The sequence below is a fragment of the Nonomuraea sp. NPDC049480 genome, assembly GCF_044465905.1.
GTDB lineage: Bacteria > Actinomycetota > Actinomycetes > Streptosporangiales > Streptosporangiaceae > Nonomuraea.
Genome location: NZ_JBITMD010000009.1, coordinates 259,849 through 273,562 on the forward strand (window position 1 = coordinate 259,849; position 13,714 = coordinate 273,562).

Here is a 13,714-nt window from a genome sequence, read left to right on the forward strand (position 1 = left end):
GGCTCACCCGTGCCCAGACCGGCTGTCGTGCCATTCCAAGCCATTCTCGATCGAGCCTCTATCCGCCTTCGACAGCACTCCCCGTAAGTCACGTGATCAACTTACGGGGAGTGCGACATGCGAGAGTCGCACCCTGGACGACTTGCGGCGCATCGTGCAGGCCAGCGGCGGCGAGAGCCTGGAACGAGCAAATCCGCTTTGCCATGCGCTCGTGAGTCCGCTCATGGGCAAGGCAGGAACGGGCCGGCCGGTCGGCCGCATCTGGCGCAGACTGCTGCTCGGCCTGGAGGAACTCGGGGCCGCGTACCATCAACCGGACCTCACCGTGATGGGACCGCCGTACCTGCCGCTGCCGGATCGGACCGTCTCACTCAGTTGCTCGGCCCGGGCTCCGTGTCGTCGCTCGAGTACGGCGTGCCGGCCGACGATCCGCTCGGCTTCACCGACCGGATGCCGTATCCGGAGCGCCTGGAGGCGGCGCGGGCGGCGACCGAACTTGTGGACGCCTGCGCCTCGGCCATGGGGACGATCGCGGCCCATCCCGTTGTCGCGGTCGTGATGGATTTCGATTTCCTCGGCGGCAGTCTGGGCAGCAGCGTCGGCGACACCGTCGTCAGGGCAGCGGCCCTGGCCGGGGAGAGGCGCACGCCGCCGGTCCTGGTGACGGCGTCGGGTGGCGCGCGCATGCAGGAAGGCGCCCTGTCCCTCATGCAGATGGCCAGGACCAGCGCCGCGCCGGCCGCCCTCGGCGAGGAGGGCGTCCTTGTTGTCACGGTGGCCACCGACCCCGTCTTCGGGGGTGTGGCCGCTTCGATCCGGGACCTGGCGCCCGAGCACGTCGAAGTCGTCAACGAGACCCTGGGCCCGGCTGTCCGCCGCCATCGAACGTCCTGGGCCCCCGTTCGGCCCGCTTGCTCGGCGTGGATCGAACTTGGTGGTGGAGTTCTGGCGCGCCGCCTCGATCTCTTCCAGGACTCTCCGGTCGGCGTCCGTGAGTACGGAGTGGGAACAGCATAATGCAATCCGTGTGTCTCGGCTCGTCCCGCTGTGACCTCGACGGCGGGACGGGCCGATGACCGTGGATCAGCCGTGGCCGAGCACCCGCATCGCGGGCAGTGCCCGGTCGTCGTAGCCGAACAGGGCCTGGTTCTCCCAGCCGTTGCCGGACGACGGGTCGGCCGGGTCCCAGCCGTTGCCCTTGACGCCGGTCCAGGTGGCCTCCCAGTGGAACAGGCCGAGGCCCAGACCGCCCGGGACCTGGCGGACGATGTCGGCGACCTTCGCCAGCATCGCGGCCTGTCCCTGTGGAGTGGCCTGGTAGCCGGGGTACGGCTCGGGCGACAGGATGATGTTCTCCCAGCCGTCGTCGTCGGCCGTGGTGAACGGGTACGCCGTCTCGACCACGACCACCGGCTTGCCGTACCGGGTGGCGACGTCGTTGATGTTGGCCTGGAACACCTCGAGCGTGCCGTGCCAGTACGCGTAGTAGGACATGCCGATGATGTCGTACCGGATGCCGTTGGCGTCGGCGTTGTCGAACCACCACCGGTAGAGCCCGTTGTCGCCGCCGTTGGCCAGGTGCAGCACGACCTTGGTCGAGCCGGAGACCTTCTTGACCGCGTCGTAGCCGGAATTCAGCAGCGCGGCGGTGTTCGCCCAGTCGGAGTTGGAGCCGTCCGGCCAGAGCAGGCCGCCGTTGATCTCGTTGCCGACCTGGACCATGTCGGCCGTGGTGCCCTGGCGGCGCAGGCCGTCGAGCACGTCGTACGTGTGGTCGTACACGGCCTGCTTGAGCTGGTCGAACGTGAGCGGCTCCCAGGCGGCGGGCTTGAACTGCTTGCCCGGATCGGCCCAGGTGTCGGAGTAGTGGAAGTCCACCAGCAGCTTCATGCCCTGCGCCTTGGCGCGCTTGGCGACGGCGAGGACCTGGGTCTTGGTGTTGTAGCCGTCGGCCGGGTTGACCCAGACCTTGAGACGGATGTAGTTGAGCCCGGCCTGCGACAAGATGCGCAGGGCGTCGCCGCGGCGGCCGCGGGCGTCGCGGTAGACGCCGCCGAACGCCTCGGACTTGGCGAGGCTGGAGACGTCGGCTCCCCTGATCTGGAGACGGGGCTGCGCGTCGGCCGGGAGTGCGACCACGGCGAGGGCTAACACGAGCGCGGTCAGGATGCGTTTCATGAGGGCTCTCCCTGGGGTTGGGGGGTGTCCACGACGACGGTGACCGCGCCGGGCGCGACGGTGACCGGCCCGTCGTGGCGTACGCCGTCGAACACGCTCGTGCCGGTCACCCTCTCGACCGTCACCGGCTCGTCGCCGTGGTTGATCAGGAAGGTGTGGTCACCCCGCCGTACCACCTCGAGGGTGTCGGGCAGGCCGCGCGGGCGGGAGACGTTCGCGTGGTCGAGCACCTGGGTGAGGAGGCCGGGCAGGCCGGTGACAGGGGCGGTGGCCAGGTACCAGGCGGTGCCGGCGCCCAGGTCGTGGCGGGTGAAGGCGGGATGCCCCGCGTCCGGTCCCGCGGCGAAGTCCCGGACGGCCACCGCGCCGGCCGGGCGGATCCGCTCCGACCAGATCCGGGCCGTGTCACCGCCGGTCAGGGCCACGGTCTCGTGCTCGCGCAGGGGGTGGAACTCCTCGATCGACAGGCCGAGGAGCTCGCGCAAGGCGCCGGGGTGGGCGCCCGGGTGGATGGTGTCGTGCTCGTCGACGATGCCGGAGAAGTACGACACGAGCAGGTTGCCGCCGGCTTCGACGTACCGGTGGAGGTTCTTGGCGGAGGCCTCGGTGAGCAGGTACACGCTGGGCGCCACCACCGCCCGATATCCCGAAATATCGGCGGAAGGGTGGACGAAGTCCACCGTGACGTGCTCCCGCCACAACGCCTCGTAGAAGGCGTCCACCCGCTCCCGGAACGTCAGGTCGACCGACGGCCGCCAGTCCAGCTCCAGCGCCCAGTACGACTCCCAGTCCCAGACGATCGCCACCTCCGCCCGCACCCGGCTCCCCTGCAGGCCGGCGAGCCTGCGCAGGTCGGCGCCGAGCCGCACCACCTCGCGCCACTGCTCGGAGTCGGTCCCGGCGTGCGGCACCAGCCCCGAGTGGAACTTCTCGGCCCCGAACCGCGAGGCCCTGAATTGGAAGAACAGCACGCTGTCGGAGCCGCGGGCCACGTGCGCGAGGCTGTTGCGGCGCATCTCGCCGGGCCGCTTGGCGATGTTGCGCGGCTGCCAGTTGACCGCGCCGGTCGAGTGCTCCATGAGCATCCAGGGCGCACCGCCCGCCACCGACCGCGCCAGGTCGGCGGACATGGCCAGGTCGATGTGGTTGTCGGGCTGCTCGGCCCGGAGGTAGTGATCGTTGGCGATCACGTCGAGCTCGCGGGCCCACTGCCACAGGTCGGCGGACTTGCAGTTGACGGTGCCGGCGAAGTTCGTGGTCACGGGCAGGTGCGGGGTGATCTCGCGGAGGATGTCGCGCTGGAGCGCGTAGTGCTCGCGGTGCTGGCCGTCGCTGAAGCGGGCGTAGTCGAGACGCTGGGCCGGGTTGACGGCCGTGTGGTTGAAGCGGGGGGCGTCGATCTGGGACCAGTCGGTGTAGGTCTGGCCCCAGAAAGTGGAGCCCCAGGCCTCGTTCAATGCTGAAACGTCGCGATATTTCGCCTGGAGCCACTGGCGCCAGGCCGCCACGCTGTGCTCGCAGTAGCACTCGCCGAGCGGCGCGCCGTACTCGTTGTGCACGTGCCACATGACCACGGCGGGATGGTCGCGGTAGTGCTCGCCCAGCGCGCGCACCAGGCGCGCGGTCGCCTCCCGGAAGGCCGGGGCGCTGGAGCAGGCGCTCTGCCGGCCGCCGAAGCCGATCCGCGTGCCCTCCCTGGTCACCGGCAGGACGTCCGGGTGCGCGGCGATGAACCAGGCGGGCGGGGCGGCCGTGGGCGTGGCCAGGTTCACGGCGACGCCTGCGGCGTGGAGCCGGTCGATGATCTCGTCCAGCCAGCCGAACTCGTAGCGCCCCTCGGCCGGCTCCATCAGCGCCCACGAGTGAATGCCCAGGCTGACCAGGTTGACCCCGGCCTCGCGCATGAGCGCCACGTCCTCTTCGAGGACCTCACGCGGCCACTGCTCTGGGTTGTAGTCCCCGCCGAAGGCGATACCAGCAGGACGCTCCGGATACATCCATCCCCCTTGAGAAGCTTCTGTGAACGTGCACAGTAACGCCGACCAGGCCGCCGAGGGAACAGCCGTCCATGGTTTTCCCTGTTCGCGCGTGCAGTTAACGAGAGCGTAACGACCCCTTGACGGACATTTCCGGCCTGCTCCACTCTGTGCACGTTCACAGAACTTTACGGAGGTACGCATGCGCGCCAACCGCCTTGGAGCCCTTGTGGCCGTCGCCCTCACGGCCACCCTCGCGAGCTGCGGGTCCAGCGAGCCCGCCGAAAGCCCCGAGGCGGCGCAGAGCCCCACGGCCGCCGCCCAGGGACCGGTCAAGCTCACCTTCTGGACCTGGGCCCCGAACATGGACAAGATCGTCGAGGTCTGGAACAAGGCCCACCCCGACATCCAGGTCACGGTCAGCAAGCAGGCCGGCGGCGACGACGCGGCCGCGAAGTATCTCACCGCCAGCAAGGCCGGCAACCCGCCGGACCTGGTGCAGGCCGAGTACCAGCACCTGCCGTCGTTCGTGGCCGCCGACGCGGTGGCCGACATCAAGGCCGAGACCGCCTCGGTCAAGGGCGAGTTCTCCGAGGGCCTGTGGGGACTGGTGACGCTGGGCACCGAGGGCGTGTACGGCCTCCCGCAGGACAGCGGCCCCATGATGCTCTACTACCGCAAGGACCTGTTCGACAAGTACGGCATCGAGGTCCCCAAGACCTGGCAGGAGTACGCCGACGCGGCCCGCGAGGTGCGCAAGAAGGACTCCAAGGTCTACCTCGGAACGTTCTCCAGCAAGGACCCGGGAGCGTTCGCCGGGCTCGCGCAGCAGGCCGGCGGGCAGTGGTGGTCGATCAGCGGCGAGTCCTGGAAGGTCAACATCGCCGACGAGCCCACCACGAAGGTCGCCGACTACTGGGGCGGCCTGGTCAAGGAGGGCGCCATCGACGACATGCCGTTCTTCACCCCCGAGTGGAACAAGGCGCTCAACGACGGCAAGCTGCTGAGCTGGCCGTCGGCCGTGTGGGCGCCGGGCGTGCTGGCGACCAACGCGCCCAAGGCCAAGGACAAGTGGGCCATCGCACCGATGCCGCAGTGGAACGCGGGCGAGAACCACACCGGCTTCTGGGGCGGCTCGTCCGTCGCCGTGTCGTCCAAGACGCCGAACAAGGCGGCCGCCACGCAGTTCGCGACCTGGCTCAACACCGACCCGGCCGCGGTGGAGCTGCTGGTCAAGGAGGCCGCGATCTACCCGGCCACGACCAAGGCCCAGTCGGCGCTCGGCGAGGCGCCCGAGTACTTCTCCAACCAGCCCGACTTCTGGCAGCAGGCCGCCGCCGCGTCCGCCGGCGCCCGCGGCTTCACCTTCGGGCCGAACGTCGGCGTCACGTACAACACCTTCAAGGACGCCTTCGACAAGGCGGTGCAGAACAAGTCGCCGTTCGCCGACGCCATCCAGGCCATGCAGGACGCCACAGTCGCCGACATGCGCAAGTCCGGCTTCCAGATCGCATCATGAAGCGTTCGGCTCCCTATCTCTTCCTGACCCCCGCGATCGTGCTGTTCACGCTCTTCCTCGCGGTGCCCATCGGCTACACGGTCTACCTGGCGATGCGCCGGACCAAGGTGTCGGGGCTCGGGCTCGGGAAGGGTGCGCGGCGGGAAATCTTCGTCGGGCTCGACAACTTCGCCGCCGCACTGTCCGACGCGGAGCTGTGGAACGGGTGGCTGCGGGTGCTGGGGTACGGCGCGCTGGTGCTGGTCGTGATGCTCGGCCTGGCGCTGCTGTTCGCCCTGCTGCTGGACTCGGCACGGGTACGGCTGGCGAAGTTCTCGCGAATCGCGATCTTCCTGCCGTACGCCGTGCCGGGTGTGGCGGCCACCCTCATGTGGGGATTCCTCTACCTGCCCTCGCTCAGCCCGATCAAGGATGTCCTCGACGTCGACTTCCTGGGCGCCACCGCCGTCACGTACTCCATGGCGAACGTGGCGGTGTGGGGCGGGGTCGGCTTCAACATGCTCGTGCTCTACACCGCGCTCCGGGCGATCCCACGCGACCTGTACGAGGCCGCGCGGCTCGACGGCGCCTCCGAGGTCCAGATCGCGCTCCGGGTCAAGATCCCGATCCTGACCCCGGCGATCATCCTCACCACGGTGTTCTCGATCATCGCCACGATCCAGGTGTTCACCGAGCCCAGCACGCTGCGCCCGCTGACCAACACGATCAGCTCCACGTGGAGCCCGCTCATGAAGGTCTACCGCGACGCGTTCGTCACCGGCGACCTCTACTCGGCCGCCGCCACCTCGATCGTCATCGCGGCGATCTCGCTCGTCCTGTCGTTCGGGTTCCTGCGCGTGGTCCGCAACCGCGCCTTCGGGGAGGGCTGATGGCCGGGATCACCGCCGCCACCACACACCGCCGCGTCCGCGTGGCCACGGGCCGGCCGCTCGGCATCGCGCCTACGGCACTGCTCCTGGTCGGCGCGATCTACTGCCTGTTCCCGGTGTTCTGGGTGATGATCGCGGCGACCAAGTCGCCGGGCGAGCTGTTCAGCACCGCCACCCTCGCCTTCGGCACCGGCTTCGCCGACAACGTGACGCAACTGTTCGCCTACCGCGACGGGGTGTTCTGGCTGTGGGCGGTCAACACGCTGATCTACGCGGGCGGTGGCGCGCTGCTGTCCACCGCGGTCTCGGCGATCTCGGGGTACGCCCTGGCCAAGTACCGCTTCCCCGGCCGGAACGTGATCTTCAACGTGCTCATCGGCGGCATCCTGGTTCCGTCGGTGGTGCTGGCGATCCCGCAGTACCTGCTGTTCGCCAAGATCGGCCTGGCGGACACGTACTGGGCCGTCCTGCTGCCGCAGATCCTGCACCCGTACAGCATCTACCTGGCACGCATCTACGCCGCCGCGGCCATCCCCGACTCGCTGCTGGAAGCGGGGCGCATCGACGGCGCCGGCGACTGGACCCTGATGTCGCGGGTGGCGATGCCGCTGATGGTGCCGGGCATGGTGACGATCTTCCTGTTCCAGTTCGTGGCCATCTGGAACAACTTCCTGCTGCCGTTCATCATGCTGGGCGACGACGGCAAGTTCCCGCTCACGGTCGGCCTGTTCACGCTGCTGCAGGCCGGGTCGAACCAGCCGTCGCTGTACAACCTCATCCTGACCGGAGCGTTCCTGTCCATCGTTCCCTTGATCGCGCTCTTCCTCACGATGCAGCGATACTGGAGGACAGATCTGTCCTCTGGAGCCGTCAAGTGAAGCGTCCCACGATCCACGATGTCGCCGCCGCCGCGGGTGTGTCCCGCGGCACGGTGTCGCGTCTCCTCAACGGGGACAAGTACGTCAGCCCGGCGGCGCGCGTGGCGATCGAGCGGGCCATCTCGGAAACCGGCTACGTCGTCAACCGCGCCGCCCGCAGCCTGGTCACGCAGCGGACCGGCTCGGTGGCGATGGTGCTGTCGGAGCCGCACGAGAAGCTGTTCGAGGACCCCAACTACAGCACGCTCATCCGGGTGGCCATCAGGATGCTGGCCGAGCGGGACCTGTCGCTGGTGATGATGCTGGCCGGCGACGAGGGCGACCGTGAGCGGGTGGTCCGCTACGTCCGCGGCGGCCACGCCGACGGCGTGCTGCTGGTCTCGACGCACGCCGGCGACCCGCTGGTGGAGGCGCTCGTCGCCGGCCCGCCGGCGGTCTCCTGCGGCGCGGTCATCGGGCACGAGAACGTCATCCCGTACGCGGCCGCCGACGAACGGCTCGGCGCCCGGCAGATGACGGAGTACTTCGTGCGCCAGGGCCGCAGGCGCATCGCCATGATCACCGGCCCGATGGACACCCCCGGCGGCATCCAGCGCCTGGAGGGATTCGCCGAGGTGCTCGGGCGCAAGGCCACCCAGAAGCTGATCGCGCACGGGGACTGGACGCAGGCCAGCGGGGAGCGGGCGATGGCCGAGTTGCTGCAGCGGGCGCCGGACGTCGACGCGGTGTTCGTGGCCTCGGACCTGATGGCGGCGGGTGCGCTCGCCACGTTGCGTTCGGCGGGCCGGCGGGTGCCGGACGACGTGGCGGTGGGCGGGTTCGACGACTCGTCGGTGGCGCTCTCGACGCATCCGCCGCTGACCACGATCAGGCAGCCGCTGGCGGAGATGGCGCAGGAGTCCATCCGGCTGCTGCTGGCGCTGCTCGACGGGGCCGGGCACGTCGATCCGGTGATACTGCCGACGGAGTTGGTCATCAGGGAGTCGGCGTGATCCGGCGGTGACTGTGTGACGTATTACCTGAAAGCGTCGATATTTCACCATTCGGTAGCGTTACGATCACGCAAGTCCTGACGTACCCGGAGGAGCCGGCCGTGGCCGACAGCGAGCAGGAGCGCGCGCCGCGCGGGATCGACACCACGAAGCCCAGCGTGTCCCGCGTCTACGACTTCATGCTCGGGGGCAAGGACAACTACGAGGCCGACCGCCAGATGGCGCGGATGGCGCTGCGGGTGGCGCCGGACGCGCCGCAGGCCGCGCGGGCGAACCGTGAGTTCCTCGTCCGCGTCGTGCGCCATCTCGCGGGCCAGGCCGGCATCCGGCAGTTCCTGGACCTCGGCTCCGGCCTGCCGACGCGGGGCAACGTCCACGAGATCGCCCAGTCGGTGGCCGCGGGCGCGCGGGTGGTCTATGTGGACCACGACCCGATCGTGCTGATCCACGGCCGCGCCCTGCTGGCCGTGGACGCCGGCACCACGGTGGTGGAGGCCGACCTCAGGGAACCGGACGCGATCCTCGGCCATCCCGACGTCACGCGGCTCATCGACTTCGCCGAGCCGGTGGCGCTGCTGATGTTCGGCATCCTGCACCACCTGGCCGACCACGAGGACCCGGGCGGGATCACCCGGCACCTCATGGACCGCCTGGCCCCGGGCAGTTATCTGGCCGTGTCCCATTTCCACAATCCGGGAGAGGCGCTTCCGGAGGTGTCGCGGCAGGCGTACGCGGCCGAGAAGATCTTCAACGAGACGCTGGGGACGGGGCGGTGGCGTACACGCGAGGAGATCCTCGCGTATTTCGACGGGCTGGAGCTGCTGGAGCCGGGGCTGGTGCCGCTGCCGGAGTGGCGGCCGGAGGCCGAGGACCGGGCCGAGCCCGGGATCACGTACCACACGTTCGTGGGAGCGGTCGCCCGCAAGCCGTGACCCGCACACTTCCCGCGCTTACCGCTTCCTGCCGGTAAGCCAGTACCACGTTTCCTTCGCCACTCGCGGGATTCCCCGGGCCGTCTCCTCTTGTCGAACCACTCGGGAGTCTTCCCAGGTCGTGCGCCTGACGACCCATTGACCGCCTTCCGAGATCAGCTCGAGCTCAATACCGTCACAGTGCATGACGTATCCGAGCACGCGGGATCGGGAGCCGCGCCGGTGGTACGGCGACCACTCGACCTTCATGGCCTATCCGAGCGATCGGCCGCAGTGTGCCGGATAAGGTTCGGGCATCTCGTTGGCCCGTCGAGTGTGCCGAGGCTGTGCGATCTACGAGGGTACGTCTTGACGGCCACGTCGAACGCGACCACCAGGTCTGCCGGGCTGAAGGAATCTTTCGGCCCGGAGGAACGGTTCGGCTTCAGTTTACGGCGTTCTCCGGTGCTGACCCGGGTTCTGGGGTTCAGGTCCTGTGAGCCGGGAACGAAATCGGCGGAGTCGCCGGGGGGTAATACTGGCTCAGGGATTCGTTCTGTTCTGGGTTGGGGGCAGTGGTGGGTCCAAGGGTGATGAGGGGGATGGCGGCGGCGGGGACGGTCCTGATCGCGGCCGCCGTGAACGTGGCGACGGGCATGCTCACCCAACGCTGGGACGTAGCCTGGTGGGCGGCCACGGGCGTCCTGGTCGTGGTCGGCGGCGGGCTGCAGTGGTGGTTGACGTACAGCACCGGTGATCCCGCCAGGTTCGTGACGGCCTCGGGGGACGGCGCGATAGCGGGCGGGCGTGACGTCCGGGGCGTCTCCACCAAGGTCTTCCACCCCGCGTGGCCGGTGACCCGTCCTGACTCCGAGGGTGAAGGGGTGATCGCGTCGGGGCAGGGAGCCGTCGCGGCCGGCGGCGACGTCGTCAACGCCCATACGGAGGTCGGAGCCAAGGCGGAGATTGGCCTGGAGGAGCGGCCTTCATGATCTTCCGGCGGCGCAGGGTGGTCGGTGCGGTCCAGGCATCCGCTCCCGGGTCGATCGCGGCCGGTCGGAACGTCGTAAATCCCCGTACCGAGATCCACTACCACTACGACTCCGGCAGCACGTCCGCCTTCAGCGGGCTGCGGGTGCCGGTCGACGGCGCCACGAGCAGCGTGCTGCACGAGCTGCGGCAGACGATCAAAGTGCAGTTGCTGGAGGAGGTGGCCGTTCAGGAGTTGAGCGACCCGCCGCTGAAGGTGACCTGGAAGCGGTACGAGGGGAACGTGCTGGCACTCCCCGGGACCCCGGTGATCCCGGAGCGAGGCGGCCTGGACGACATCGCCTCACTGTTCGCGGAACTGCCCAGGAAGCGGATGGTTGTCCTGGGCCCGGCCGGGGCGGGCAAGACGACGGCGGTCACACTTCTGACGTTGAAGATCCTGCAGGACGCCTCGCCCGAGACCCAGGTCCCGGTGATCTTCCCGCTCTCGTCCTGGAACCTCGGCAAGGAGTCCTTACACGACTGGATCGCAAGAACGCTGCGCGACCTGTACGCCGTCGTCCATTCCGAGAAATCGGCGCTCTCGCTGACCCGGCGGCGACACATCATCCCCGTACTGGACGGGCTCGACGAGCTACCGTGGTCGCTGGTGCCGCAGGCAGTGACCGCCATCAACCAGGCGTTCGCGGGCGCGGATCCGTTCATTCTCACCTGCAGGACCGACGATCTGGAGGCCGCGGGCGCCCGGGGGCGGTCGCTGATCTCGGCGGACGCGGCCCTGGAGCTGGCGCCGGTCGAGCGGGGCGCGGCGCTGGAGTTCGTCGCGGCCAACGCGACCGAGGCGCACAAGAAGGCCTGGGATCGGGTGGGGTTGGCATTGGCGGACACCGCCGATTCGCACCCGATGACCCCGATACTCCAGCGTCCGCTGACGATCTGGTTGGCGCGGGCGGCGTTCCGCGGCGAGCAGGTGCTGCCGGAGGATTTTCTCGATCGCGCCCGGTTCCCCGACACAGCGGCCATCGAGGGGTTCCTGGTCGACGCGATGGTCCCCGCCCTGCTGAACAGGGCGAGGCGGGTGACGCAGGGACTCAGACGGCCCTTTCGTACCCTTCCTTCCGCGCGGCGGACGCGGGAGGTGTTGGCGTTCCTGGCCGTGGTGATGACCAACCACGGCGGCCGGAGGTTCGCGTGGTGGACGCTGCCCGGCCATATCGCCCCGCGAGAGCGCAAGTCGATGGTGTCGTGGCTGGTCATCTCGCCCGCGATCCTGCTGTCCGCGCTGACGATCCCGGTCGCCTTCCTCATGGGCTCGTCGGTGACCAGCGTGCTGCTGGTGCTCGGCATGCTGACGGTGATGGTCGGCGGTCAGGTGCTGGTGGCCCGTTACCATGCCTCACTCGGCACGAGCATCGTGGACTCTTTCAGTGATTTCACCTGGATTCCCGTGGCCGGGATCGAGTACACGCCGAAACCGGCGCCCCGGCTCGTCGACCAGGACGCACGCAGGAGCGTGCGGGCCGAGCGCCGCAGGGCGATGCTGCGGGCGAGGCCGCCGCAGTCGTTCTACCTGATGGTGTTCGCGTCCTTGGTCTTCTTCCGTTCGATGGGCGAGTTGCTGCCTGCCCTGCCGTTTCTGATCCTCCTCGGCGGGACCCACGTCCTGACGTCGATCCCGCCGACGAGCCATCCGAACCGGGCGAAGACCAGCTGGGGGCCGTACCTGATGTCCCGCCTCTGGCTGGCCTTCCGCGGGGTCCTGCCGTTCCGGCTGGTGCCGTTCCTGGAGAAGATGCGGTACGCGGGGCTGTTGCGGCCGGTCGGCGCCACGTACGAGTTCCGCAACGTCGAACTGCAGAAGGCACTCGCCAGGACGCCGGGCGCCAGGCTGGAACCGAGGCTCGAAGTCGTCCCGCCGCTAGTGCTGACGGGCGCGGAGCTGCATGTTGGCGCGGTCAAATCCCTGATCGGGAAATGCGTTACCGTGCAGGCCACGGCACCGCGGTCCCTGTCCCACGCGCTGGCCGGCACGGCGGCGATCTACGCAGGGGCGGCGCTCGCTGGCAGTGAGGACGTCCCGGCCGCGATCGTCCGGCTGGCCTCCGCGTTCGAGGCGGACACACCGGAGACGGTGGACACGTCGCTGCCGCACACGAGCGTGCTCGCGGCCTTTCCCCACCAGCACCTTCCCCACAGCCCGGCCGAGCTGCGCCGGGCGGAGTCGGACCACCTGCGGTTCGACTTGGACGACGCCGTTGCGGCCTACACCGCGCTCGCCGAGACCCTGCGGGCACGCCGGGGACGGCAGGACGTCTCGGTGGCGCGGCTGGTCTTCCGTACGTCCCTGGTGCTCGTCGACCGTTGCCAGGACGGCGACTTCGGCGACTTCCTGCGCGCGCAGGAGTCCCTGGCCGAGTCGGCCGACCTCCTTGCGAGGGCTGTGGGGGCCGATCACGCTGAGACGCTCTCGGTGCTTGTGGTGCAATTCGTGCTGGACGGCTGGTTCATGGGGCGGGTGCCGTACGAACGCTGGCGCGGGCTACAGGACGGCCAGGAGATCTCCCTTGATGACCCAGACTGACCATACAGAAAGTGCCCGCGAGTCCTGTCGATCCGCGGCGTGGCGCGACCTACCGGAGGCTTTCCCTGATGTGGCTGAGGAGCACAATGCCCACCCCTGCTCTCGATGCCCGATAACGAATGGTCGGGTCGTGCGGTGGAAGGTGCCATCCGGCAACCAAGGGCCTTTCGCTTGTACCCGGTCAACGGGACGTTGGCTCACATCTCTGAACGACGAGACTGCACATCGCGGGCCACTGACTAAAGGGAGGTGCTGCCGTCGCTCACACCGAGAAGAATGGTGATGAGGTCCAGAGGCGCGCCCAGCAACAACGTGGTGTTGGCGCTGACGGCAGAGATCTCCCGGGCCGCAGCGCGTGCACCGCCAGGAGGTGGCCGCGTTGCGTGAAGCGCTGGGAACGCGCGCACGGCGAGAACTTGGTCTTGCGGCGGAGCTGACGTACCGCCGATCCGACGCGGCGGCAGAGCCGGCCGAGTAGTTCGAGAGCCAAGTGATTGGCGCCCGTGTTTCCACATCGCCGGCGCCTGGGAAACCGAGGGCCGGCGCCGACCAATCGTGCGGGTTGGAGCGCTGCAACAGGGGGCTGCTCGGCTGGCTGGCGCAAGGCACTGTTCGCTGCTCGAAGGAGCGGCGTGGGGGACTGACGGCCGCCCGCGCCATTCGAACGCTCTCGAACGCCGATATTCCGGATGAAGCAGACTCCAGCGTTAAGAGTGACGCATCCGTATCCCCTGCATACGGTAGGTCAGCGAGTACCTTCCCCCAGGAGTCACGATGACCGAGGAGCCAGCGCGGCGCCGAGTTCGTGTCGGCAGGCATC

At 69.0% G+C, this 13,714-nt stretch carries 10 protein-coding genes; 8 read left to right on the forward strand and 2 right to left on the reverse strand.

Annotated features, from left to right (window positions below; all coding sequences use genetic code 11):
- The first annotated feature begins 393 nt into the window (after positions 1-393).
- Positions 394-1,017 (forward strand): carboxyl transferase domain-containing protein, encoded by a 624-nt coding sequence (locus ACIBX3_RS26765; RefSeq protein WP_397121495.1) that lies wholly within the window; start codon positions 394-396, stop codon positions 1,015-1,017.
- A 66-nt stretch (positions 1,018-1,083) separates the two neighbouring features.
- Here ACIBX3_RS26765 and ACIBX3_RS26770 read toward each other — a convergent pair whose 3' ends face one another.
- Both ACIBX3_RS26770 and ACIBX3_RS26775 read right to left on the reverse strand, forming a co-directional pair.
- Positions 1,084-2,178 (reverse strand): arabinogalactan endo-beta-1,4-galactanase, encoded by a 1,095-nt coding sequence (locus ACIBX3_RS26770; RefSeq protein ID WP_397121497.1) that lies wholly within the window; start codon positions 2,176-2,178, stop codon positions 1,084-1,086.
- On the reverse strand, positions 2,175-4,175 hold the full coding sequence (locus ACIBX3_RS26775) for a beta-galactosidase (RefSeq protein ID WP_397121499.1): 2,001 nt from the start codon (positions 4,173-4,175) through the stop codon (positions 2,175-2,177). The genes ACIBX3_RS26770 and ACIBX3_RS26775 overlap by 4 nt, the downstream gene beginning before the upstream one ends.
- Positions 4,176-4,356: 181 nt before the next feature.
- Here ACIBX3_RS26775 and ACIBX3_RS26780 point away from each other — a divergent pair, with 181 nt between their 5' ends.
- The 7 genes from ACIBX3_RS26780 to ACIBX3_RS26810 all read left to right on the forward strand — a co-directional run bounded on the left by ACIBX3_RS26780 (position 4,357) and on the right by ACIBX3_RS26810 (position 12,894).
- A complete protein-coding gene (locus ACIBX3_RS26780) occupies positions 4,357-5,673 on the forward strand; it encodes an ABC transporter substrate-binding protein (protein ID WP_397121501.1) in 1,317 nt (438 codons plus the stop codon).
- The gene (locus tag ACIBX3_RS26785; RefSeq protein ID WP_397121503.1) at positions 5,670-6,542 is read left to right on the forward strand and encodes a carbohydrate ABC transporter permease; all 873 of its coding nucleotides are present in this window, start codon (positions 5,670-5,672) and stop codon (positions 6,540-6,542) included. The genes ACIBX3_RS26780 and ACIBX3_RS26785 overlap by 4 nt, the downstream gene beginning before the upstream one ends.
- Positions 6,542-7,420, forward strand: coding sequence for a carbohydrate ABC transporter permease (locus ACIBX3_RS26790; RefSeq protein ID WP_397121505.1), 879 nt, complete (start codon positions 6,542-6,544; stop codon positions 7,418-7,420). The genes ACIBX3_RS26785 and ACIBX3_RS26790 overlap by 1 nt, the downstream gene beginning before the upstream one ends.
- Positions 7,417-8,412: a LacI family DNA-binding transcriptional regulator gene (locus tag ACIBX3_RS26795; protein WP_397121507.1), complete on the forward strand. Its 996-nt coding sequence runs from the start codon at positions 7,417-7,419 to the stop codon at positions 8,410-8,412. Before ACIBX3_RS26790 ends, ACIBX3_RS26795 begins: the two co-directional genes overlap by 4 nt.
- A gap of 101 nt (positions 8,413-8,513) precedes the next feature.
- Positions 8,514-9,344, forward strand: a complete 831-nt coding sequence (locus ACIBX3_RS26800) for an SAM-dependent methyltransferase (RefSeq protein ID WP_397121509.1) — start codon at positions 8,514-8,516, stop codon at positions 9,342-9,344.
- 572 nt (positions 9,345-9,916) lie between these two features.
- Positions 9,917-10,315: a hypothetical protein gene (locus ACIBX3_RS26805; RefSeq protein ID WP_397121511.1), complete on the forward strand. Its 399-nt coding sequence runs from the start codon at positions 9,917-9,919 to the stop codon at positions 10,313-10,315.
- Entirely contained in the window at positions 10,312-12,894 is a 2,583-nt protein-coding gene (locus tag ACIBX3_RS26810; protein ID WP_397121513.1) for an NACHT domain-containing protein, read from the forward strand. The genes ACIBX3_RS26805 and ACIBX3_RS26810 overlap by 4 nt, the downstream gene beginning before the upstream one ends.
- The last annotated feature ends 820 nt before the right edge of the window (positions 12,895-13,714 follow it).

Bases quoted from the DNA above. Each gene is read 5' to 3' on its own strand.
- ACIBX3_RS26770 (WP_397121497.1), bottom strand. From the start codon at position 2,178: ATGAAACGCATCCTGACCGCGCTCGTGTTAGCCCTCGCCGTGGTCGCA.
- ACIBX3_RS26775 (WP_397121499.1), bottom strand. From the start codon at position 4,175: ATGTATCCGGAGCGTCCTGCTGGTATCGCCTTCGGCGGGGACTACAAC.
- ACIBX3_RS26780 (WP_397121501.1), top strand. From the start codon at position 4,357: ATGCGCGCCAACCGCCTTGGAGCCCTTGTGGCCGTCGCCCTCACGGCC.
- ACIBX3_RS26785 (WP_397121503.1), top strand. From the start codon at position 5,670: ATGAAGCGTTCGGCTCCCTATCTCTTCCTGACCCCCGCGATCGTGCTG.
- ACIBX3_RS26790 (WP_397121505.1), top strand. From the start codon at position 6,542: ATGGCCGGGATCACCGCCGCCACCACACACCGCCGCGTCCGCGTGGCC.
- ACIBX3_RS26805 (WP_397121511.1), top strand. From the start codon at position 9,917: ATGAGGGGGATGGCGGCGGCGGGGACGGTCCTGATCGCGGCCGCCGTG.
- ACIBX3_RS26810 (WP_397121513.1), top strand. From the start codon at position 10,312: ATGATCTTCCGGCGGCGCAGGGTGGTCGGTGCGGTCCAGGCATCCGCT.